This is a genomic window from Alteromonas ulvae, from assembly GCF_048987005.1.
GTDB lineage: Bacteria > Pseudomonadota > Gammaproteobacteria > Enterobacterales > Alteromonadaceae > Alteromonas.
The window spans coordinates 1,113,558-1,135,873 of the sequence record NZ_CP185261.1 but is presented as its reverse complement, the minus strand read 5'-3'; the positions used below and the strand labels follow the sequence as shown (position 1 = coordinate 1,135,873).

Annotated in this window: 22 protein-coding genes and 1 tRNA gene; 8 read left to right on the top strand and 15 right to left on the bottom strand. The window is 44.9% G+C overall.

Translation table 11 applies throughout. The features are described from left to right. The 11 genes from flgJ to ACOJR9_RS04945 form a co-directional block, all read right to left on the bottom strand. Nucleotides 1-957, bottom strand: a complete 957-nt coding sequence (gene flgJ, locus ACOJR9_RS04995) for a flagellar assembly peptidoglycan hydrolase FlgJ (RefSeq protein ID WP_420935262.1) — start codon at nucleotides 955-957, stop codon at nucleotides 1-3. 12 nt (nucleotides 958-969) lie between these two features. Beyond that, entirely contained in the window at nucleotides 970-2,082 is a 1,113-nt protein-coding gene (locus ACOJR9_RS04990; protein ID WP_420935261.1) for a flagellar basal body P-ring protein FlgI, read from the bottom strand. A 30-nt stretch (nucleotides 2,083-2,112) separates the two neighbouring features. Further along, a complete protein-coding gene (gene flgH / locus ACOJR9_RS04985) occupies nucleotides 2,113-2,805 on the bottom strand; it encodes a flagellar basal body L-ring protein FlgH (protein ID WP_420935260.1) in 693 nt (230 codons plus the stop codon). A gap of 10 nt (nucleotides 2,806-2,815) precedes the next feature. After that, the gene (gene flgG, locus ACOJR9_RS04980; RefSeq protein WP_420935259.1) at nucleotides 2,816-3,604 is read right to left on the bottom strand and encodes a flagellar basal-body rod protein FlgG; all 789 of its coding nucleotides are present in this window, start codon (nucleotides 3,602-3,604) and stop codon (nucleotides 2,816-2,818) included. A 59-nt stretch (nucleotides 3,605-3,663) separates the two neighbouring features. Continuing rightward, complete coding sequence (flgF, locus tag ACOJR9_RS04975) at nucleotides 3,664-4,407, bottom strand: flagellar basal-body rod protein FlgF (protein ID WP_420935258.1); 744 nt, start codon at nucleotides 4,405-4,407, stop codon at nucleotides 3,664-3,666. Between the two features lie 181 nt (nucleotides 4,408-4,588). Then, nucleotides 4,589-5,974: a flagellar hook protein FlgE gene (gene flgE / locus ACOJR9_RS04970; protein ID WP_420935257.1), complete on the bottom strand. Its 1,386-nt coding sequence runs from the start codon at nucleotides 5,972-5,974 to the stop codon at nucleotides 4,589-4,591. A gap of 14 nt (nucleotides 5,975-5,988) precedes the next feature. Then, complete coding sequence (locus ACOJR9_RS04965; protein WP_420935256.1) at nucleotides 5,989-6,675, bottom strand: flagellar hook assembly protein FlgD; 687 nt, start codon at nucleotides 6,673-6,675, stop codon at nucleotides 5,989-5,991. Between the two features lie 31 nt (nucleotides 6,676-6,706). Further along, complete coding sequence (gene flgC / locus ACOJR9_RS04960) at nucleotides 6,707-7,129, bottom strand: flagellar basal body rod protein FlgC (protein WP_420935255.1); 423 nt, start codon at nucleotides 7,127-7,129, stop codon at nucleotides 6,707-6,709. A 2-nt stretch (nucleotides 7,130-7,131) separates the two neighbouring features. Continuing rightward, nucleotides 7,132-7,563, bottom strand: a complete 432-nt coding sequence (gene flgB / locus ACOJR9_RS04955; protein ID WP_420935254.1) for a flagellar basal body rod protein FlgB — start codon at nucleotides 7,561-7,563, stop codon at nucleotides 7,132-7,134. Nucleotides 7,564-7,768: 205 nt separating this feature from the next. Next, complete coding sequence (locus ACOJR9_RS04950) at nucleotides 7,769-8,599, bottom strand: CheR family methyltransferase (protein ID WP_420935253.1); 831 nt, start codon at nucleotides 8,597-8,599, stop codon at nucleotides 7,769-7,771. A 15-nt stretch (nucleotides 8,600-8,614) separates the two neighbouring features. Further along, nucleotides 8,615-9,544: a chemotaxis protein CheV gene (locus tag ACOJR9_RS04945; protein WP_420935252.1), complete on the bottom strand. Its 930-nt coding sequence runs from the start codon at nucleotides 9,542-9,544 to the stop codon at nucleotides 8,615-8,617. Nucleotides 9,545-9,768: 224 nt separating this feature from the next. Between ACOJR9_RS04945 and flgA the strand changes: the two genes are divergently transcribed. The 3 genes from flgA to flgN all read left to right on the top strand — a co-directional run bounded on the left by flgA (nucleotide 9,769) and on the right by flgN (nucleotide 11,594). Next, on the top strand, nucleotides 9,769-10,485 hold the full coding sequence (gene flgA, locus ACOJR9_RS04940; protein WP_420935251.1) for a flagellar basal body P-ring formation chaperone FlgA: 717 nt from the start codon (nucleotides 9,769-9,771) through the stop codon (nucleotides 10,483-10,485). Nucleotides 10,486-10,588: 103 nt separating this feature from the next. Next, a complete protein-coding gene (gene flgM / locus ACOJR9_RS04935) occupies nucleotides 10,589-10,918 on the top strand; it encodes a flagellar biosynthesis anti-sigma factor FlgM (protein WP_420935250.1) in 330 nt (109 codons plus the stop codon). 244 nt (nucleotides 10,919-11,162) lie between these two features. Continuing rightward, nucleotides 11,163-11,594 (top strand): flagellar export chaperone FlgN, encoded by a 432-nt coding sequence (gene flgN / locus ACOJR9_RS04930; RefSeq protein ID WP_420935249.1) that lies wholly within the window; start codon nucleotides 11,163-11,165, stop codon nucleotides 11,592-11,594. 104 nt (nucleotides 11,595-11,698) lie between these two features. Here flgN and ACOJR9_RS04925 read toward each other — a convergent pair whose 3' ends face one another. After that, nucleotides 11,699-12,121 (bottom strand): LPP20 family lipoprotein, encoded by a 423-nt coding sequence (locus ACOJR9_RS04925; protein WP_420935248.1) that lies wholly within the window; start codon nucleotides 12,119-12,121, stop codon nucleotides 11,699-11,701. A 674-nt stretch (nucleotides 12,122-12,795) separates the two neighbouring features. Here ACOJR9_RS04925 and ACOJR9_RS04920 point away from each other — a divergent pair. The 3 genes from ACOJR9_RS04920 to smrA all read left to right on the top strand — a co-directional run bounded on the left by ACOJR9_RS04920 (nucleotide 12,796) and on the right by smrA (nucleotide 14,832). Beyond that, the gene (locus ACOJR9_RS04920) at nucleotides 12,796-13,977 is read left to right on the top strand and encodes a flagellar assembly protein T N-terminal domain-containing protein (protein WP_420935247.1); all 1,182 of its coding nucleotides are present in this window, start codon (nucleotides 12,796-12,798) and stop codon (nucleotides 13,975-13,977) included. Between the two features lie 79 nt (nucleotides 13,978-14,056). After that, a tRNA-Arg gene (locus ACOJR9_RS04915) sits at nucleotides 14,057-14,132 on the top strand. 112 nt (nucleotides 14,133-14,244) lie between these two features. Further along, nucleotides 14,245-14,832 carry a DNA endonuclease SmrA gene (gene smrA / locus ACOJR9_RS04910; protein ID WP_420935246.1) on the top strand — a complete coding sequence of 196 codons (588 nt, stop codon included), beginning with the start codon at nucleotides 14,245-14,247 and terminating at the stop codon, nucleotides 14,830-14,832. Nucleotides 14,833-14,949: 117 nt separating this feature from the next. Here smrA and ACOJR9_RS04905 read toward each other — a convergent pair whose 3' ends face one another. Then, nucleotides 14,950-15,255 carry a hypothetical protein gene (locus tag ACOJR9_RS04905; protein WP_420935245.1) on the bottom strand — a complete coding sequence of 102 codons (306 nt, stop codon included), beginning with the start codon at nucleotides 15,253-15,255 and terminating at the stop codon, nucleotides 14,950-14,952. 76 nt (nucleotides 15,256-15,331) lie between these two features. Beyond that, nucleotides 15,332-19,219 (bottom strand): phosphoribosylformylglycinamidine synthase, encoded by a 3,888-nt coding sequence (purL, locus tag ACOJR9_RS04900; RefSeq protein WP_420935244.1) that lies wholly within the window; start codon nucleotides 19,217-19,219, stop codon nucleotides 15,332-15,334. A gap of 173 nt (nucleotides 19,220-19,392) precedes the next feature. On the opposite strand from purL, the gene mltF reads away from it, so the two are divergent. Next, entirely contained in the window at nucleotides 19,393-20,775 is a 1,383-nt protein-coding gene (gene mltF / locus ACOJR9_RS04895; protein ID WP_420935243.1) for a membrane-bound lytic murein transglycosylase MltF, read from the top strand. A gap of 420 nt (nucleotides 20,776-21,195) precedes the next feature. On the opposite strand, the gene tadA is transcribed toward mltF, so the two are convergent. Next, entirely contained in the window at nucleotides 21,196-21,729 is a 534-nt protein-coding gene (gene tadA, locus ACOJR9_RS04890; RefSeq protein WP_420935242.1) for a tRNA adenosine(34) deaminase TadA, read from the bottom strand. A gap of 340 nt (nucleotides 21,730-22,069) precedes the next feature. On the opposite strand from tadA, the gene ACOJR9_RS04885 reads away from it, so the two are divergent. Continuing rightward, a complete protein-coding gene (locus tag ACOJR9_RS04885) occupies nucleotides 22,070-22,303 on the top strand; it encodes a hypothetical protein (RefSeq protein ID WP_420935241.1) in 234 nt (77 codons plus the stop codon). The last annotated feature ends 13 nt before the right edge of the window (nucleotides 22,304-22,316 follow it).

Below are 22,316 nucleotides of genomic sequence, written 5' to 3'. Positions count from 1 at the left end.
CTATCTCTGCGGAATAAGCGCGTTAAGTCTATCGCTGTTGTAAACAGACATGATCTTATCGGCGTAGTGTGGGTCGGTTGCATAACCTGCGTTTTGCAGTGCTTTGGTATACTCTGTGGCATTATCTGCAGCTTTCACTGCGTCACTGTAGCGCGGCTGCGTGGCGATAAAACGCCCGTAATCATCCATTGCATCTTCAATTGAGCGATATGATCGAAACGCTGCTTTTTGTTTCTGAGGCACCGAACCGTTAAATTCAAGCGTATCAACAACCGCCTGCTCTCCTTCCCATTCGCTATTTGCTTTTATGCCAAATAGGTTGTGGGAGCTCTTACCGTCCGCTGAGTGAATAACAAATTTCCCCCAACCGGTTTCAACAGCAGCTTGCGACACAATCGCTTTTGCATCCATGCCATACTTTTCAGCTATTTTTTCAGCATGGGGCATAAGTGACTCTACAAATTGTTCAGGACTATCAAACATCGCTTCCTTATGGGCACTTTTGCTGCCCATAGAGTACGAAGATAATGCTACATTTTGTGCCTGAGATATGGACTGAGCACGGTGTTGGTTAAGCGAAGATACATTGCCGTCGCTGCGTATAACGCTAGCTGGCGTGTAGCTTTCTTCGGTTTGGCCAAGCTGCTTCACAATCACATCTGCAAGCCCCATCCCTCCGCCAGCGGTTAAATCGGCGGCCAACTGCTGGTCGTGCATATCGCGGTAAAACTTGACTTGCTGTGAATTAAACGGACTGTCTTCGTCGGCTAATGCATCTTGAGCTTTACGCATGGACTTAAGCATCATCTGCACAAAAATCGCTTCGAACTGTTCAGCAGCTTCTTTTAGAACCGTTTCATCGCCAGAGGCAATGGCTTCACGCATTTTGTTGATGCTGCCCATATCGTGAACATTTCGTGCCATATCTAACTGACTTTTTGTACTGAGTGACTCCATCGTTAACCGCCCTTAAATAATGACCAGTTCGCCGCGCAATGCGCCAGCCTGTCTCAATGCTTCTAGAATCGCCATTAAGTCACCAGGAGCAGCACCCACTTCATTGACCGCCCGCACTAGTTGATCCAGCGTCACGCCTGGCTCAAACTTAAACATGCGACTATCAGCTAAATCTACATCCACGATAGATTGGGTCGTCACCACGGTTTCCCCGTCGCCAAATGCATTTGGCTGCGCCACCTGCTGATTTTCCGAAATAGTCACCGTCAGCCCTCCGTGAGTGATCGCCGCCGGTAAAAGCCGTACGTCGCTACCAATAACAATGGTGCCGGTTCGACTGTTAATCACAACCCGCGCTGGCGCATCTGCTGGGGTAAACTCAAAATTTTCTAGCGTGGCAAGAAAGCCCACCCGTTGACCTGCATCGCGAGGAGCTGACACCCTCACTGAAGCAGCATCAATAGGTGTAGCGATGACATAGCCATCTTCAGGTTGAGCACCCAAGCGTTGGTTAATAGTGTCAGCTAATGATTTCGCTGTGGTAAAGTCAGGATAATGCAGGTTTAGCGTCAGTGAATCGCCACTTGCGAACCCACTTGGTACTGCACGCTCTACCATTGCGCCATTTGGAATGCGGCCCACTGTGGGCGTGTTAACGACGATGCGGGAACCGTCGCCTCCCTCTGCGCCAAAACCACTCACTACAAGGCTGCCTTGTGCTACTGCGTAAATTTCACCGTCAACACCACGCAAAAATGTTTGTAATAACGAGCCACCCTGCAAGCTCTTTGCCTCACCTACCGAAGAAACCGTAACGTCAATGGTCTGCCCCGGTTTACTAAACGCCGGCAGTTCTGCATGCACGGCAACAGCGGCTACGTTTCTAACGTTAGGACGAATGTTAGGATTTATCCGAATACCAAAATTGGCAAGCATAGTTCCGAACGTTTGCTCGGTGAATGGGTTTTGCTCTCCTGTGCCTGGTAAACCAACCACTAAGCCGTAACCAATAAGTTGATTGGAACGCACCCCCTGTACAGATGCCACATCTTTTATCCGTTGTGCGTGAGCGCTATTTGTCATGCAAAGCACTAGAATCAGCAAGAACCGTATGTAACGCATCATTTTATCCACCATTTTTTAGAGGCCACCATGTTATAGAGGCCACCAAGATGAAGAGAAAAATTCAGCCAGCCATCCTTTTTCTTGCGCACTGGCAAAGGTACCGGTGCCACTGTATTGGATGCGTGCATTAGCAACTCGAGTAGACTGAATTTGATTATTAGGGTTGATATCAAGAGGCCGTATAATGCCGGTTAAGCGAATGTATTCATCACCATGGTTAAGGGTCATCCACTTTTCTCCGCGCACCACAAGATTATTGTTCGGTAAAACGTCCACTACAGTGACGGAAATACTGCCTTGCAAGCTATTGGCTTGGTTTGAAGCGGCATCGCCAGAAAAATCATTTGATGAATCTATACCTAACTGAATCGACTGAGGACCGATGTTTATCGCATTTCCGCCCAAACCAGTAATCGGTTGAAGGTCTGCAGAGGTCTCTCGGGACGTTGAGGTGTTTGCCGACTTTGTAGCCGCTGTATTTTCACTGAGCACAACGGTAATAATGTCACCTACCTGACGCGCAGTGACATCCGAATACAGACTTCTTGCTAAATGCCCGCGAAACAGAGAACCATCCTCAATTATCGTTTCTCTTGGATAATCGGGAATAATAGGCGCATAGAAAGGATCGTTTGCCTGCACGGGTGTATCGGGTGTGCTTTTACACCCAGATATCGTGTTTAGCGCGACAAGCGCAGATAACAAAAAGCCAAAACGACACATAGTACACTCCCTACAGCTGCTGAATAACTTGACCTAGCATTTGGTCAACGGAAGAAATGACTTTAGAGTTCATCTCGTAAAGACGCTGACTTTCAATCAAATTAACAAGCTCTTCTGTCACATTAACGTTAGACGTCTCCAGGGTACCTTGTGAGAGCATGCCAAGCCCCTGAAGACCTGGCACGCCGCGAACAGGAAAACCGCTCGAGACCGTTTCTGCATAGAGATTCTGACCAATAGGCTGAAGTCCTGTTGGGTTAACAAAATCGGCAATATTAATTTGCCCTAGCTGCTGCGGCTGGGCTTGCCCGCGGATGCTAACGCTAACTTGGCCGTCTTGAGAAATAGTTATTTGCTGCGCGTCTGGCGGTATTGTTACCTGCGGTTGGAGCAAATAACCGGCACCTGAGGTCACGATTTGGCCTTGGTCATTCAAACTAAATTGACCGTTTCGGCTATATGCGGTTGTGCCGTCTGGCTGCAATATTTCGAAATAGCCTCGCCCTTGAATTGACAAATCCAATGCATTTTCAGTGGTTAATAAATTACCCTGTGTGTGGGCTTTTTGCGTCGATACCACTTTCGAACCCGAACCTAGCATAAGACCCGAAGGAAGTTCTGTATCCGCTGAGGAGCGCCCGCCAGGTTGATTGATATTTTGATAGAGTAAATCTTCAAACACCGCGCGGTCTTTCTTAAAACCCACCGTTGATGCGTTCGCCAAGTTGTTAGAAACCACCGCTACATCAGTTTGAGCAGCGTCTAATCCGGTTTTACTTATCCACAGTGCTGGGTGCATGTTAACCTCCAAACAGCAGGGCTATTCCCGCTGTTATTAAACAAAAATAAAAAGTACTGTTACAAAATTCTAAGCAGCATATTACCGCGAGTATCGAGTTCTTCCGCTTGCTTCATGACTTTCACTTGCAGTTCGTAATGACGCTGCAGACTTATCATGTCTACCATTTCTTCCACTGCGTTGACGTTAGAGCCCTCTAACATTCCCGACATCACTTTTACGTTAGCGCTTGCATCAGCAATGGACTTATCCTCCATTCTGAACAAGCCGTCATTGCCCCGCTCCATATCTGCGTAGTTGGGGCTAACTAGCTTTAATCTGCCCACGGTTTCAATGACATTTGCGGGCGCACCCACTTGTTTCATTGACAGGGTTCCATCAGTAGCAATGGTTAAGTTATCAAGCGGAACCGGAAGAAATAACGGACCGTTATCACCTAACACTGCTCGTCCATTCACGTCTGTCAAAATTCCGTCGGTACCTAACTTAAAATTGCCATTGCGAGAATAAGCCTCTTGACCATTTTCATCTTGAACAGCAAACCAACCGTCACCCTGTATAGCAACGTCTAGGTCTCGATCGGTTTTAATCATAGGGCCTGATTCATAGTTATTCGACGGACTCTCAGTGATAGAAAAAACCCGAGTCGGCAAACCTTCGCCGTAGGCCGGCATTGACCGTGCTTGCTCAAGTTGAGCACGAAAACCTGTCGTTTGTGCATTGGCTAAGTTGTTAGAACGAATGCCTGTTGCCATAAGGTCTTGCGACGCACCGCTAGCAGCAATATAGAGAAGTTTATCCATGACTGACTTTTGACTCTGTTCACATCATACACAGTGATTGCAAAGGTAGTGCCAAATTGAAGCTGTTTGTAGAAAGGTTGGAGACTATGAAGAGAGTACGTTGATTTTGTTTATAAAAAGAATTTTTTTAACTAAAAAACCGCAGCGATAACTGCGGTTTTACGTCGACTCATTCATCAGATTATCGAATATTTAAGATAGTCTGATTAAGCGAGTTATTCACCTCTAAGGCACGAGAATTTGCCTGGAAATTACGCTGAGCAATGATCATATCAATAAGCTCTGTAGTCAGGTTGACGTTCGCTTGTTCCAAAGCAGAAGAATTAATTTCGCCAAAGGTGCCTGTCGTTGCTTCACCAGCAAGCGCCTCACCAGACAGAATACTCTCTTTCCATTGAGTGCCGCTCTGCTGTGTTAACCCTTGCTCGTTCGAGAAGCGTACCAATGCCACACGCACTATGGGCTCTGAGGTTCCATTAGAAAAGGTAGCGCGAACTAAACCATCAGGTCCAATGTCGATCCCCGTTAACCTTCCTACTGGCAAACCGTTTTGCTCCAGGGCTGTGACTTCAAAGGCAGAAGCAAACTGTGTGGGTTCATTGGGCGTTGCCCCATTCACATCAAGATTAAAATCAATGGAGATTTGTTGCGTAGGATCCGAGCCATTAGCTAAAATCGTAGGACCCAAAGCCTCGGTTTCCATTTTAAAATCTAACGTCGGTAAACCATCCGGAGTTTCCATACCAATAAAGTCACCGCCTTGAGAGAATATTAACTTAGAGGCAGTAACCCCATTACCCGTGTTGGTTCCAACCGTGTTTGCTGCAGTCGCCACATCGGTATCAGCACCTGTGGAATCAGTCATGTCGACAAGAGTGCCGTCAACGGCAGTGGCCACATACCATTCGTTATCAACTCCCGGCGCACCATCTTTAATGAAGTAGTACGTCATTACGTGGCTATCACCTAGCGAATCGTAAACGGTGACGGAGGTAGCCGCGTTAAACGTCAGCGGATCTTCCGGATTAAAATCAGCCGGATTGAGTCCCGTGTCACCAGCGGGCAAGTTCATTCGTATGTCTACTTCGGACGTTTGTTGAGGTGTGCCTGATGAGTCAGGAATTCGTACAGGCTCTGTAGTACTGAGTGCCACAGATGCACTGGTACCATCTGCATTAACGGGGAACCCCATTAACTTATCACCATTGCTGTTCACTACAAAGTTGTCATTATCAAGCTTGAACTGGCCCGAGCGCGTAAATGAAAAATCACGTGATGTAATCTCAGGTACTGTTGTAAAAAAGCCATTACCGGTAATAGCGAGGTCAAGTGAGGTGTTAGTAAATTGTAAACTACCTTGCGAAAATTGCTGTGCAACTTCTTGGGTAAGCGCACCATCACCAACTTTAGTTTTGCCACCCGCAAGTAACGACGCAGCATAGACGTCACCGAACTCTGCTCGAGACTCTTTGAAACCTACGGTGTTCACATTAGCGATGTTGTTAGCGGTAACATCCAAATCTTTTTGTGCGGCGGATACTCCGCTCAATGCAATATTAAAAGACATTATTTATTCTCCTATTAACTGCCGATTTGAATGACGTCATCAAGATTGATACTGACCTCACCATCCAAATTCAAAATTACGCCTTGGCCGCTACCGGCCAAGCTTACGCTACCTACATGGCGATTGATGGCGGTATTAAGCTGCACACCCTCACCGTTTAATGTACCTGTTGCATTAACCACATAGTCACCCGCTGGCGTAGGATTTCCCAACTGGTCTTTGCCATCCCATTCAAATTGGATGTTACCTGCGGTCTGAGTACCTGCATCGATGGTCTTAATCACCTCGCCAAACTGGTTTTGGATCCTAATCATCATGTCTTGAACCGTTCCCTCATTCACAACCACTCCAGATATCCCTTCTGAACCATTCGCTTTGTAACCCATGTTTCCTTGAACAAGTACATTTTGTCCAATCAAGCTAGACGCTTGAAGCGCTTGGTTAGATGTCATAGAGGATGCAAAGGCTTGAAACTTTTCGTTAAGCTGGGATATCCCGTCGGCCATTGTAAACGATGTCATTTGCGCAACCATTTGGTCGTTATCTACCGGCTTGGTTGGGTCTTGGTTTGCAAGCTGCTCTGTTAACATGGAAAAAAAATCTTCTTGAGACAGCTGCTGCTCAGTGCCGTCAGCTATCTTTACCTTCTCTTCCTGCCAATACAGATCTCTATTTAAGCCGGTGTTATTGATTGTGTTCACTGGTTTGTCCTCACATTAACCAAACGGCACATTATTGCCCTTGTCCTAATTGCAGTACGCGACGAAAAATCCGCTTTGTCGTATCTGCTACTTGAACGTTTGTTTCATAGGCTTTTGACGCTGACATCATATTCGCCATTTCTTCTACGATGTTCACGTTGGGCTTATAGATGTAGCCCTCTTCATCTGCCATCGGGTTGTTTGGCGAATACTCCACTTGCAAGGGCGCATCACTCTCTACTATCCCCTTGACCTGGACGCCAGCGCCTTTGGTTTGATTATTCATCGCATCTTGCATAACTGAAGCAAAGACCGGATGGCGCGCACGGTAAGTTTCACCGTAACTACTGCTCACTGAGTTTGCATTTGCGATATTACTAGCGGTGGTATTGAGGCGAACGTTTTCCGCCTCCATGCCCGTGCTCGATATCTGCATAACATTAAATAAACCCATTGCTATTGCCCTCCAGAGCTTAGTGCTTTTTTCATACCTTTCACTTTGCCATTCAAGAACTCTAGGCTGGCTTGATAGCGAAGCCCGTTGTCTAAGAACCGATTTCTTTCAGACTGAACTTCAACAGTATTGCCATCTCCCGTATCAGGCTGAGTAGGAATGCGGTATTGCATGTCAAAATTTGCCGCAACTGACGAAGGGTTGCCGCTTAAGTGGCGTTCGTTGGTGCGAACTAACCCACCGTTACTTTTATGTTGGCCTTGAACACCTTCGTTTAGGGCTGACTGCATGGCTTTGTTAAAGTCGATGTCTCTTGCTTTATAGCCAGGGGTGTTTGCGTTTGCTAGATTGCCAGAGATGACCTCCATGCGGTCGGTACGGATTTTCAACGCCGACTCATGGAACCCCACTAACTTGTCTAAATTAATCGCCATTCAATATGCCCCTAACGTGTTATCACCTTTTGATGATTGTTACTTCACCAGAAGGTTATTCATTGCTTTCTAGTGAAGTAATTAGCAAGGCGAATGCCAGTTTGGAATTTTGACGTGTAATATATTGTTGGAGGTTGGTATTGGGGTAGTGAAAAAGCCTCTAAAATTGAGCCTTCAAACCACCCCTACCTGTTTTGAAACTACGTTACCGTTTTTGGTAATAGAGGCCAGGTTGGCATTTAACCATCGAATAAGTGTCGCTGGCTGAGCTGATTGATTCGGAAGCGCCAAGAAAAAGAACGCCCTTAGGCTGCAGCTGACCGGCAATTTGTTGCAGTATCCGCTGCTTAACGTCTGCAGAGAAATAAATTAGTACGTTGCGGCAAAATACGATATCAAAACGACCAAGGGCAGCATAACTCGACAGCAAATTAAAGCTCTTAAAAGTTACCATTCGACGAACCTCTGGCTTTATTTGCATCCGCCCCATCTCGTGCTGCTGAAAAAAGGTTTGTCTGCGCTGTGGCGATAACCCTCTCGCAAGGGACAACTCATCGTAAACGCCCAACTCACATTTAGACAGCATTTCAGAGGACAAATCTGTCGCCACAATATCGACACCTCCCCTCAAGATGCCTGGGCGCTGCCGCTGAAACTCTAAGATTGCCATCGCTATTGAGTAGGGTTCTTGACCCGATGAGCAGGCCGCACTCCAAATTTTGATATTCCGATTAGTTTTTGCAAAATTAGGAAGCAAGTCTTTGACGAGCAGATCGAAAGGATAATTGTCACGAAACCACAGAGTTTCGTTTGTCGTCATGGCATCAATTACGCTTTGCAACAAATCACGGTCTTGACCACGCACAACCACGTTAATCAATTCATCCGCAGAGCTATAACTGTACTTATACAATAACGACGCTAGACGACTTCGCACTAAATACTGCTTATTTTCGCCAAGCACTATTCCACATTGCTTTTCTAAAAACTGCCTAAACTTCAGGTAACCTTCTGGAGAAACCTCTTTATTAATCAACCCTTTAGTGCTCCATTATTCGCATTCGGTCATTAGCCATTTTTGCACAGCGGTAGCTAATTCGTCAGGATGGAATTTTGCGATAAAATCGTCGGCGCCCACTTTTTGAACCATGGCCTGATTGAACACGCCACTTAAAGAGGTATGAAGGACAACATGCAGCTTTTGCAATTCAGGGGTATTTTTTATTTCTGCGGTTAACGTGTAACCATCCATCTCGGGCATTTCAATATCAGACACTAAAACACCGACTCGCTTGGTAATGTCTCCATACTCTTCTGCGATTTCTTTTAAGCGTTTAAGCGCCTCAAGACCATTTTTCGCTAGCTCAATTTCAAGCCCTAAAGAAGTCAGTGCCTTTTTAACTTGATTTCTTGCAACAGTAGAATCGTCTGCAATAAAAATGATTTTGTTTTCTTGGCCCTTTGTAGTTAACCCAGCTGCAACTTCCGAGCTTACCTCGGCATTCAGTGGGGAGATTTCGTTTAGTATCTTTTCTACATCTAGAATTTCAATTAATTCATTTTCTACCTCAGTTACCGCGGTAAGATAACTTGCGCGACCAGTGCCCTGAGGTGGCGGCATTATCGCGTCCCAGTTAGTATTAATGATGCGTTCTACCGCCCCCACTAAGAACCCTTGAACTGAGCGGTTATATTCGGCGATAACAATGAAGGCGCTAGAGAGATCTTCTATTTTTCGACCTTTTGTTGCCATGCTCAAATCGATAACAGAAATAGTCTGCCCACGAATATGAGCAATACCACGTACGAGAGGGTTTAATTTGGGCATAGAGGTTAACGGAGGGCATTGGAGCACTTCGCGTACTTTAAACACATTTATGCCAAAGCGCTGGCGTCCATTTAGTCTAAACAATAATAATTCTAAACGATTCTGCCCCACAAGCTGCGTGCGTTGGTTAACTGAATCTAAAATCCCCGACATAAGTCACCTCTAGGTAATTCTGGGCATGAACATTGCGTTATCCAATAAGATAGACAAGATCACTTGGTTTTTGCAGGTTAAACGACAGAAAAATGACAGTATCGCCTAAAACTTTTAAAAGCAACTCTCAAAAGCGACTGACATTAGAAAGCTCGATCATAGTAACTCCGCATCTTGTTACTAAGCATAGCCAATAACTCACGAACTGAACACGAAAAGTCACAATGAAAAAATTGAACAGTAGAAGACAACAGAAAACATTGGCCGCTATTGCGCTTATCATGTCAAGTGTAGTGTCATTTTCAAGTGTTGCGAAAGTGAGTTTACACCGCGTGGTAGAAAACGGCGCTAAAACCTTCCTCGAATCACAACTCGCTGATAATTCCGCGGATACTAACATCGACGTCGATATTGTGAAAATAGACGATAGGATAAATATTCCCGAGTGTCCTGACGGCTATCAGTACCATACGTCTGAAGAAGCGCTTCGCCAGTCCTACATTTCTGTGCGAGTGAGCTGTCAAAATAACGATTGGTATTTATTCACTAGTGGTCAAGTATCAAGGACAAAAGATATTGTTGTAACTTATGGCGCCGTTAGCCCCGGTACCGTGTTGACCTCATCCAATCTAAAAATGGCGAGTGTGGATATTAAACACCTTCGCTACACAACGTTTACCAACATTGAAACGCTTGTTGGTGCGCGAATGAAACGGCGCGCAACAAATGGGCAGGCTATTCAGGAAAATATGCTCTGCTTTGTTTGTAAAGGTGACCGTATTACGATTTCTGCTGAGGTGGGTAAAATGAAGGTAAAAACCGCCGGTATAGCCCAACAAGATGGCGTGGTAGGTGATAATATTCAGGTACTCAATGCAAGCTCCAAAAAGACCGTGATAGCAAGAGTCGCCAGCGTAGAGAAAGTCGTGGTACAATTATAGCAATGGCGTACGAAAACTATCCTTTTTACGTTAATTTGGGTTAAAGAAAACATGTCTGCGGTCGATAACGTAATAAGAGGTAAAAAGGTAGTGAGGAACTATTATGTCTATTAATAACGTAAACAACGGGTTACCAAAAAATCCCGTTGATAATGGGAAAGTTTCGCAACAGAATCAAACCCAGCAAGCTCAGCAGCAAGCGACAGCTAAAGCCGCCACGACGGCGCCAGCACCTCGCCAAGATTCTGTTTCGTTAACGCAGTCTGCCCAGCAGTTGAGTCAAGTTCAGAAGAAAGGGACTGAGGCGCCAGTTAACCAAGAAAAAGTGGACCGCTTGAAAAAGGCGATCCAAAGTGGCGAGTATCAAATAAACCCTGAGGCACTTGCAAGTAAGATTGCAAAAGCCGAGGCCGAGATTTTCGGAACTAAGTAGCGTTGCAGAAAGTGATGATACTCAGTAGTGAGGGTATTCATTTCGTTTCCAAGCTTCGCTGCTTTTTTTCTTCTAATGCTTAATATTTATTAAAGTGTCCTTTGGCTAAACCTAAAACACTAACTTGAAAGCCTCAACCCAAAAGCGTACATTAACAATCGATGGCGTAAAATATGTCACAAAGACCAGCTACAAATGAAGACGTAGTTGACAGAGAAAGCGGGCGAACCACAAGAGTAATACATTGACGAATCAGCAGACTAACTTAACATCGGTATTAAACGATCAGGTAGAGAAGCTGACGGCACTTTCTGGGCTACTAGAAAGAGAACTGCATCTCATTAGTTCTCGTGATGCTGAAGCGTTAATGGCCTTACTCGACGATAAAACGAAGCTCCTTGAAGAGATTCAGACGCTTGACGCTACCGCAGAATCAATGTTCGCGAATGGCCAGTCATACAGCAAAGAAGATGATGCGCTTACAGAAAAAGCAAAAATTTTGCTTGATGACTGTAAGTATCGCACACAAGTAAATCAAAAAGCAGTTGAACAAGGGCAGCTTCGTCTAAGCCACCTGCGTAATCTAATGATGGAAGTACGTGCGAAAGAATCACTCACGTATGACAAAAAAGGAAAACCAAAGGGCGGTACACTCGGTTCAGGTGTGAGCGCATAATTGCAGACATGCTGCCACTTGCACAACTCGAGTTCTTCGCGCTCTCAATCTGACATATGCGCTTCGATACCAGTAATCCGATTTAAATAGTTTAATAGTCCTATTTAATAGTATTTAACGTCTTTGACTCTTCGAGGCTTAGCCGTCGTCAAATAGATGTCGTATACGCGTTTCATATCCAAAGAGAGCTCCGTAACATAAGTGTCCTCGCCCACAGGGTAAGTTTTCACAATTTCAGCTCCCCTGATAACACCATCTACAGATGCACGTAAGGACTCACTATCAATAACGAGACTAGATAATGATTGGCTACCTTCAATGCGCTGACCGTAAACTTGTTCGGCTAGCTCTCTGTAAGCCTCTAGCTTTGACGCTTTCATCGCCATTAACAGCTTGACGTTAGTATTACTGCCTTGCTGTGATTCGATAGGAGCATAGCCTATGGCGGTTAGAACAGGATACGAAGCGGGCTCAACCGATTCCCACTCAACATGCTTATCAATAACGCCACAGCTCGTGAGCATCATGAAACTACACATAAATAAAGCAGCTTTCACTCTATATATACTTGTTGAAATACCCATTTCATTCTTTCCTATTTCTAATGTCATATATCACAGTGAACTGAGTTACATATCTTGTCATCGTTAATTCAACTATGTCCGTTATGCTTAAATCCGCGATAACCTGCTTGCGCCTGATATATGTTTGAGTTTCATGTATGAGTTTCTATTTGCAAGACTTATAGCAAGGCTTGTGTAGCAAGGCTTATGCCTGATGTTTTGCAAAGCTTGTCTTGCAAGGCTTGTGCCTGATCGTGCAGCAAAGCTTGCTGTTTCCCAAGCTTAAATATATTCATAAGCGCACCTCACAAGAAAGAGCGTTTTTAACAGCATAATTTATACTTTTCATTCGCCAAAAACCGACCTCTCGAAAAATACTGAAACATAACGCTAACAACTCGCTTTTTTCTAGAACTCAGCCTTTAATCATACTCGCCGTGTTAATACGCTGTTTTCACCCTCTCACTTGGCATTGTTTTAGCATAAGCATGTTACTTACTGGGCCCTGTTGACCTAGGTAAAAGCACTGAGTAATTTCAGAGTGAGTTTTAACGTCGCTGCAAAGCCGTTGCAAGTAAACGTTAAAAACGCCGGACATAAGCAAAAAGTACATTATTTGCGGAATTCGCGAGGTCTATATGCAAAGTAAAAAAATAAAAGGCTATGCCATTTTAATCAATGTGTGTGTGGCACTGATTTGCCTCGTAACCTTTTTCAGTGGGCAATCTCATGCCATGTGGTATGAGGCCAAAGGGCAAGCGATCATTTTAAATGGTGATAAAGAAACGGCTAAACGTGAGGCAATTGAAGAGGCCCTAAAACAAGCCATGCTTTTCTCAGGAGCCTCGATTAAAAGTGTTCAGCAACTTACGAATGGCTTGCTCGAAAACGAAGAAATGACCATTCGTAGTTCGGGTGAAGTTGAGCAACTAGAGATTATTGACGAAAGCTACAATAGTGAAGTCTTCACCGTGAGTATTAGGGCAGATATTTTCCCCGCAACCCAACAATGTGCCGCTTTATCAGATATCAAACGCTTTGCAACGACGTACTTCCTTATTCAAAACAGGAGACAGCTCACTGAAGGCAATATCAGACATTTTGATGAAGCAGTCACCAAACGCTTTGCAGACTTAATGGCTAACACGACTGATACGCTTCGCGTATCTTACATTGCCCCGCATACAGCGAAGTTCAAAAGTGAATTTACCGAACAAAATGTTCGCTCTTTGTCTCAGAGGGGGAACTCTCAATTTGTGATAGTAGGTACCATTGACGATTTAAGCATAAAAAGAAAAGCAGCCTCTGTATTCACGCCGTGGAGCGATGATAATGTCGATAGACACTTTGACATGACTCTTCATATTTTTGACGGTATCAACGGGGGCAAACTTTTTACCAAATCTTACAGTACACATGCGCAGTGGACATTTGACCAATTTGCGCAGATCGATGAGTTCTCAAATTACTTTTGGCAATCTACCTATGGTCGTGAAGCGCAAAAGCTAATGGTAGATGCTATTCAAGACCTAAAAGCAGCAACAGCTTGCCAACCGGTAACAGGGCGTGTAATTAATGTGGCTGGAGATATTGTTTCTATTTCATTAGGTCGTGATAACGGATTACAAGACAGGGATGAGCTTATGCTGTATCAAGCAAAAGAGGTAGTGGACAACAAGGGAAAAAGGTATCTTCAATACTCACTTTACCCTGGCGTCTTTGTGGTTGAGAATACCTTCGCAAACTCTTCAACTATTGTTCACAAAAGCTCTGGACTGATTGCAAATATCCAAGAAAATGACTTTGTGGTGAAAAAATAAGCGAACCAAAGGACAGTCGAATAATTATCCTTACTCGAGGGTTCCGTATTTGATCTATGTGAGTATAATCGACGGCGTAGTCCCCATAGTTTAACTGGATAAAACAAGAGCCTCCTAAGCTTTAGATCTGCGTTCGAGTCGCGGTGGGGACGCCAGTGATATTGTCAACTTAATCCCCATATCCTGTTTTAGTGTACAAAACACCATTCGTTATTTAAGCCATTATGTAACTTACCTTGATGTAAGTTACCACCTCGGGGAGCAGTAATGAGCCACTTCAAACGCAATGAATTGGATTCTTTTTTTGCTGAGATGCAAGACGTAAAACCCATTATCTCTGACGATAAAGCACAGCTGCACGACCCAGCAGCAGCCTTGGCAGAAAAACAGAAACGCGCTGCTTTGCAAGCCTCCATTCGAGATAAGTTAACAAACCCATTAAGTATGGAAGGTGTTAAACCTGTACCGCCCAATGAATTTATACAATTCCAGCAGCCGGGTATTCAAGATGGCGTATTTAAAAAACTAAGGTTAGGTAAGTACCCGCTTGAGTTAATGATATCTATGGCAGGCAAGTCCCTCGATGAAAGCAGAGATTTACTTTATCAAAACGTGCGTTCAGGGCACGAAAAAGGCGTACGAGCACTATTGATCAAGCATGGAACGGGTGAAAACTCTAAACCCTTTCCCGCTTTAAAGAAAAGCTACGTTAACCATTGGTTGCGGGAACTTGATGAAGTCATTGCGTTTCATACCGCGCAGCCTATGCATGGCGGATTTGGCGCTACTTATGTGTTATTGAAGAAACATCCTCAACAAAAATTGATAAACCGAGAGAAAAATAGAAAAGGATGAGCTCTGCCTAAACTGAGAGCGCGATAAGCGTAAACTGAATATAGAAAAAAGTGCTGCCAAAATGATTAAAGCCCGTCATAACCATAGCTATCACGGGCTTTATTATTTTCTTTCAGACTACTTAACTGAAGATTGCACACTTAGCGTTGTTGGAGCGTCTGCAGATTTTGCAGAAGTGCTAAATACGGCGGTAATAAACATCAAAACCACGGCAACTGCAACTCCAGTTAAGCCAAACCCTTTTGAGGAACGATTCATTGTTCGTCTCTTATTATTTAAACTAGCATTGTTACCAATAGCTAGTGCAACCCAATTCAACTCCTGTAACCAAATTGCACTCCCTGCCGCACTACAATAGATCAGCGATACGCTAATAACAAGAGGCAAAATCAAATTATTGACGCTAAGCCAATGGTTTGACACGAAAAGTGCCCTTGTTTAATAAATCAGCAACCATGTTGACTCAAACAGCCAGCATAGTTGCTGTTATCGTAGATTGCTAACCGACAAACTTACGCGCGTTTCTGAAAATACGCATCCATGCCCCATCTTCTTCCCAGTCATCAGGGCGCCAAGAATTGGCTACAGCTCTAAATACCCGCTCAGGGTGCGGCATCATAATGGTACTGCGGCCATCGGCTGAAGTAAGACCGGTTATCCCTTGTGGAGATCCATTAGGGTTAGCAGGATACTGCATGGTTGGATTACCAAAATTATCCACATATCGCAATGCTACATGCTCGTTTGCTTTTGCTAACGCATCCGCATTGGCAAACTCTGCTTGCCCTTCGCCGTGAGAGACTGCTATTGGCATACGCGAACCGAACATGCCATCAAGTAGCACAGATTTTGATTTCATCACTTCTACCATAGCGACACGCGCTTCAAAGCGAGCCGATTGGTTTGTTACAAAGTGAGGCCAGTGGTCGGTACCTGGAATAAGTGATTTCAAGTTAGACAGCATCTGACAGCCGTTACACACACCTAAGCTAAAGGTCTCGTCGCGAGAAAAGAACTGCTCAAATTGATCTTTTGCCATGTTGTTAAAGAGTATCGACTTCGCCCAGCCTTCACCTGCTCCTAACACGTCACCGTAAGAAAAGCCGCCACATGCGGCAAGGCCCGCAAATGTGTCTAGTGAACGTCGACCTGAAAGAATATCACTCATGTGAACATCTACCGCATCAAAGCCTGCGCGAGTAAATGCCGCTGCCATTTCGAGGTGGGAGTTAACGCCCTGCTCTCTTAATATGGCAACTTTGGGCTTAGCGCCCTTAGCAATGTAAGGTGCCGCAATATCATCATTAACATCATAAGATAAGTGAGCGTGAAGGCCTGGATCTGTAGCGTCTTGCTTTGCCATGTGCTCTTGTTCTGCACACGTAGGGTTATCCCGCAGCTTTTGCATCTCAAACGTTGTGGTTGCCCACGTGGTTCTCATCGACACTCTGCTGTTAGCTAATACGGCAACGCCGTCGCGCTGAAACTCAATCATGTCAGTAGTATTAACCGAACCGATGTCATAAGTAATGTCAGCTACGCCGTGCTCTGCAAGAATAGCATTTACTGCCTCGCTGTCACGCTCTAGTACCTGTACAACGCCGCCTAACTCTTCGTTAAATAACACTGATAAATCACTACCAGTGAGTTTATCTAGCGCCACTGTTACGCCGGTTTTACCAGCGAAAGCCATTTCCGCAACGGTAGTGAATAAACCGCCATCGGAACGGTCGTGGTACGCTTGAACTAGCCCCTTTTCCAAAAGCGCCTGAATTGCGTTGAAAAAGCCTTTTAGTCTCGCGGCTGAAACCACATCTGCTGGGCTATCGCCGAGTTGCTCGTACACTTGTGCTAGGCAGCTTGCACCTAAGCGATTATTGCCCTCGCCGAGATCGATGAGTAATAGCTTACTATCACCTTTGTCAGTTCTTAACTGAGGCGTGACAGTTTTACGAATATCTTTTACCGCACCAAATGCAGTGATAACCAAAGACAGTGGTGATGTGACTGATTTTTCCTCGCCATCGTCCTGCCATGCTGTTTTCATGGACATGGAGTCTTTACCCACTGGAATGGTTAACCCTAATTCAGGGCAAAGCTCTTCACCAACTGCTTTAACCGCTTCATACAAACCGGCATCTTCACCAGGGTGACCCGCGGCCGTCATCCAGTTTGCAGACAATTTAATGCGTTTAATATCACCGATGTAAGAGGCCGCGATATTTGTCAGCGCTTCCCCTACTGCAAGTCGTGCAGAAGCCCCATGAGATAGCAAAGCTACTGGGGTGCGCTCACCCATTGCCATTGATTCGCCGTGGTAGGTGTCAAAGGCACTGGCCGTTACTGCAACGTCAGCAACGGGAACTTGCCACGGCCCCACCATTTGGTCGCGATTGACTAGCCCTGTAACAGAGCGGTCGCCAATGGTAATAAGGAAGGTTTTCTCTGCTACGGTGGGCAGAGACAAAACGCGCTCTGCAGCCTCACGTAAACTTATTCCGTTGTCATCAAACGCAGGAGAGTTTGCCACTTTCGAGATAACTTCTCGATGCATTTTAGGCGGTTTACCCAGTAAAACATCCAGTGGCATATCAATAGGTTTGTTATCAAACTGGCTGTCATTGAGGTTGAGATGCTCTTCAACCGTTGCTTCACCTACTACTGCAAATGGCGCTCGCTCTCGATGACAAATTGCCTCGAAAACTGGCATATTTTCGGGGGCCACTGACATCACATATCGCTCTTGTGATTCGTTACACCATAATTCTAACGGTGTCATGCCTGGCTCGTCTGACAATACTTTTCTAAGCTCAAAGTTACCGCCGCGTCCACCATCGCTAACTAACTCGGGTAACGCATTAGACAAACCACCCGCACCTACATCGTGGATAAACTGAATAGGATTATTTTCACCAAGCTGCCAACACGCATCGATGACTTCTTGGCAGCGACGCTCCATTTCTGGATTCTCTCGTTGTACAGAAGCAAAATCTAAATCTTCGTTTGACTGCCCTGAAGCCATTGATGAGGCCGCACCACCGCCAAGGCCGATATTCATCGCCGGACCCCCAAGCACAATGAGCTTGGCTCCTTCGGTAATCTCACCTTTCTCAATTTGGTCGCGGCGAATATTGCCTAGCCCACCAGCTAACATAATAGGCTTGTGATAGCCTCTTACTTCAACACCGTTAAAGCTATTCACTTTTTGTTCGTAAGTTCGGAAGTAACCCAACAGGTTAGGACGACCAAATTCATTGTTAAACGCAGCGCCACCTAGCGGGCCTTCAGTCATAATATCAAGTGCGCTAACAATGCGCTGGGGCTTACCGTAATCGCTTTCCCACGGCTGCTCTGAACCGGGAATGCGCAGATTTGATACGGTAAAGCCTACAAGTCCTGCTTTTGGTTTAGAGCCTCGACCTGTTGCCCCCTCATCGCGAATTTCACCGCCCGACCCCGTTGCGGCCCCAGGAAATGGCGAAATAGCCGTTGGATGGTTATGCGTTTCTACCTTCATCAGAATATCAATATCCTCGTGATGATATTCATACTGATGAGATTGCGGGTTAGGGAAGAAACGCCCTGCTTTCCAACCTTCCATTACCGCTGCGTTATCTTTGTAGGCAGAGAACACGTTATCGGGCAGCAATTCGAAGGTATTTTTAATCATTTTGAAAAGTGACTTTTCCTGATCTTTACCGTCGATAGTCCAGCTCGCATTGAATATTTTATGGCGGCAGTGCTCGGAGTTTGCTTGTGCAAACATATACAGCTCTACGTCCGTGGGGTTTCTGCCTAACGTGGTAAAGCTGTCAAATAAATAGTCAATTTCATCATCAGCAAGCGCCAAACCCAAAGATACGTTTGCATTGATAAGTGCATCTTTTCCGTGCTCTAGTATCTCTACAGAGGTAAAGCTTTTCGCCTCTGCCTGTGCAAAAAGCACCGCCGCATCATCAGTACTGGTAAACACCGACTCTGTCATTCTATCGTGGAGGAAACTAGCAACTAAGGCGAAATCCTCATCACTTAAGCGTGTATCGGTATCGATGTAAAAAGCACAACCTCGTTCGATACGGTTAATAGGATCAAGGCTACAATTATGAGCAATATCGGTGGCTTTTGAGGACCAAGGTGAAATAGTACCGGGACGGGGAGTGATTAGAAAAAGTGTTCCAGAGGGAGACTGTGTTTGCCTAATAGGCCCATAAGTGAGCAGTTTCTCTAAGATTTCTATTTGCTGATTGGACAAGTCACCTTGAGAATCTATTAGGTGAATATATTCGCTGTAAAGGTTATTCACCTTAACGCCGGATTGACCCAGCTTTGCAATCAGTTTAGTTTGGTTAAACTCTGATAGTGCGGGAGCGCCTCGAAGGACCAACATAGTGCTTTACCTGGTTGTTTTGAAACAACGACCACCAATGCGACGCGTTGCCTCTTAAATTGATGAGTAATTCGGCGCGGATTATAGAGCAATTACGCTTCTTTGGTAACCTCAATACGACCTTACGTGACATTTTTTTGAATTTTTTAACTAACTCAAATAAGAAAAGCGCTATGCAGTTACAACGCTATAAAAAGCAATTTAGACTTTACGCCCTACTGATACTTTCAGCTGTCACCTTTGCGTGCACGGTTCCCTCTGTGCCCACTGCATTATCGCAGCTACTTGAAAGAAACTCGATTAAAGTGGGAACCGTATATGGCGCAGGCACGTTTTACAATGACGCTGGCGGCCCCCAAGGCTTTGAGTACGAGCTTTTGGCTGGCTTTGCGGATTATCTCGGGGTAACGCTCGATCTGTATCCGTTTTATAGTTACGACGTTATGCTGCAACAGCTAGAAGAAGGAAATCTCGACATTGTTGCTACCGGTGATGCCGTTACTTCAAATTTGCAACAGCGTTTTGACTACGGACCAGCGTATCAATTTGTGGATCAACAGCTTGTATTCAAGGCCGGTACAAGCAAGCCTCGTGATTTACACACGCTATCGTCACCTATCATTACTGTATCGGGAAGTAGCCAAGTACACATACTAAATGAACTCCTGAATCAATCGGCTACAGACGTAACGTCATCTTCCGTCATTACCACCGAAGATTCTGATTCAGAGGAATTGCTGCAGCAGGTCGCGTCAGGAGAAATTAGCTTTACTGTGGCCGACAGCAATCGACTTGCTTTACAGCGCAGGCGCTACCCTAGCTTGGCGGTGGCAAAAACCTTGAATACCGAAATGCCAATGGCTTGGGCTTTGCCGTTAAATCAAGATGACTCGGTGAAAGCAGCAATTATTGAGTACTTTGGCACCGTGCACCAATCAGGTTGGTTTACCGCTTTAGAAGACAAGTATTTTGGACACATTCGTCAGTTCGATTACGTTGACAGCAGAGCATTCAAAAATGCAGCAGAATCTACCCTTAAACAATACCAACCCTTATTCAAAAAATATTCAGGTGACGTAGACTGGCGATTACTTGCAGCGATGAGCTATCAAGAGAGCCACTGGGAACCCGATGCAGTTTCTCGCACTGGTGTTAGAGGGCTAATGATGCTTACCCTTGATACCGCCAGTGACTGGGATGTGAGCGACCGCGTTGACCCTGAACAAAGCATTCGCGGCGGCTCTCGATATTTTGCCAGCCTACTGAATCGAATACCTGCGCGAATTGGTAACCCTGACAGAGTATGGATGGCCATGGCCGCGTACAATATAGGTATGGGGCATTTGGAAGATGCGAGAGTATTAACCGAGCGTCAAGGCGGTAACCCTGACTTATGGGTGGATGTGAAACGCAGATTGCCGCAGCTTCGGCAGAAAAAATACTATCGCACTACCCGTTATGGCTATGCCCGTGGTGATGAAGCAATGCAATATGTTGAAAATATCCGGCGCTACTACGACAGTCTAGTGTGGCTAGATGAACAAAACAAAATATAAGTCTGCTGGCTATTGAAATATGTCATTTAAGTGTCATCTCTATGACGTAAGTTTGGAGCCAAACAACTAATTCACATCATGCCGTAGAGGTATGCATAGTTTTGATGTTTATTGGCATCCCAACATCGTTAAGATAGGGAGAGTATATGAAAAAAAATAGATTTATGGGAAAAAGGGTTACATTGAGAAACAACAATAGACGCAGACTATTAATAAAGAAAAGCCATCAAAAAGTACTGCACCGTAGAAGGCTTTATGTCACCCACGACATGTTCATCCAACTGACCAGAAGCTCTGATCAATAAGTGCTCCGAGCACTTATAGGGTGACTGCATTTTTTCTGACTGTTTCTGACTAGCAAGCCTCCCATCGACTTGTACTTCAAATTACCCTAGTTTATATATCTTCCGGATCCAGTTTCTAGTTTTGTAGAGAGCGCTTCGCTTTTTTAGCCGCTTTAATTTCTTCTCTACGCCTTTTAAAAAATGTCGAAATTTTGTTAGCGCATTCATCGGCTAATACCCCAGACACGATTTCAGACTGATGATTAAGTACAGGGTGCTGAAGCAAATTCATCACCGAACCCGCTGCACCTGTTTTTGCATCCCAAGCTCCAAACACCACTCGCTTGACTCTTGCATGGACCAACATGCCTGCACACATTGAGCATGGCTCTAAAGTAACGTAAAGCGTTGCGTCTATCAGGCGGTAGTTTTGCAAGTATTTTGCAGCCTGTGTCACAGCATGCACCTCTGCATGCGCGGTGGGATTGTGATCTTGTATTGGCGTGTTCCAGCCTTCGCCTATTACTTCGCCGTTAGCCACCACGCACGCACCTACAGGTACTTCGCCAATGGCTTCAGCTTTGTCAGCAAGTAGCAGTGCGTGCTTCATCCACTCTATGTCTTGCTCGCTGACCTCTGAATAAGAAGAAATCGTATTGTCAGGCGTCATTTAACGGCATACCTTGTATTAACCATTTTAGTTATTCATTCGTCAATATCACTAAACTGGTTAGTGATTTTCGTCATCTCATGCGCGGAAAATTCCGTTAAAAGAAAATAAGTTATTGTTAAATATCGATTTTCAATCTCTGGCAACAATCTTGCTTTTGTCTTACTATTATCCGCTACAGTATGTTTAAACAAAAAATTTCTATGTAGATAAAAAGAGTTTATGTAACTTAACTCTGGACGATACATCTTAAGTAAATACGCTGCGTAAATCAGCCAGACAAGACAAATTTATTGTAATCGACTACACTTTTTTAACGCTATTTGAGAGGGATGCCACCGTGAATTTAACTGCTATTTTTATTGTTGCTATATGTGCTTGGGCGCTGGTCAGTATTATCGACAGCGCGAAAGATAAGAGCAAGAGAAAACTTAACGGCAAAGAATTCGATGCATACAAATCGGAAATTGCTGAATTAAAAGAGCGTATTTCGGTATTAGAGAAAATCGTCACAGATGAAAAATACGACCTCAAAAAGCAGTTTGCTGATTTAGAAAAAGACCGAGTAGCCTAGGTCATATTGATTC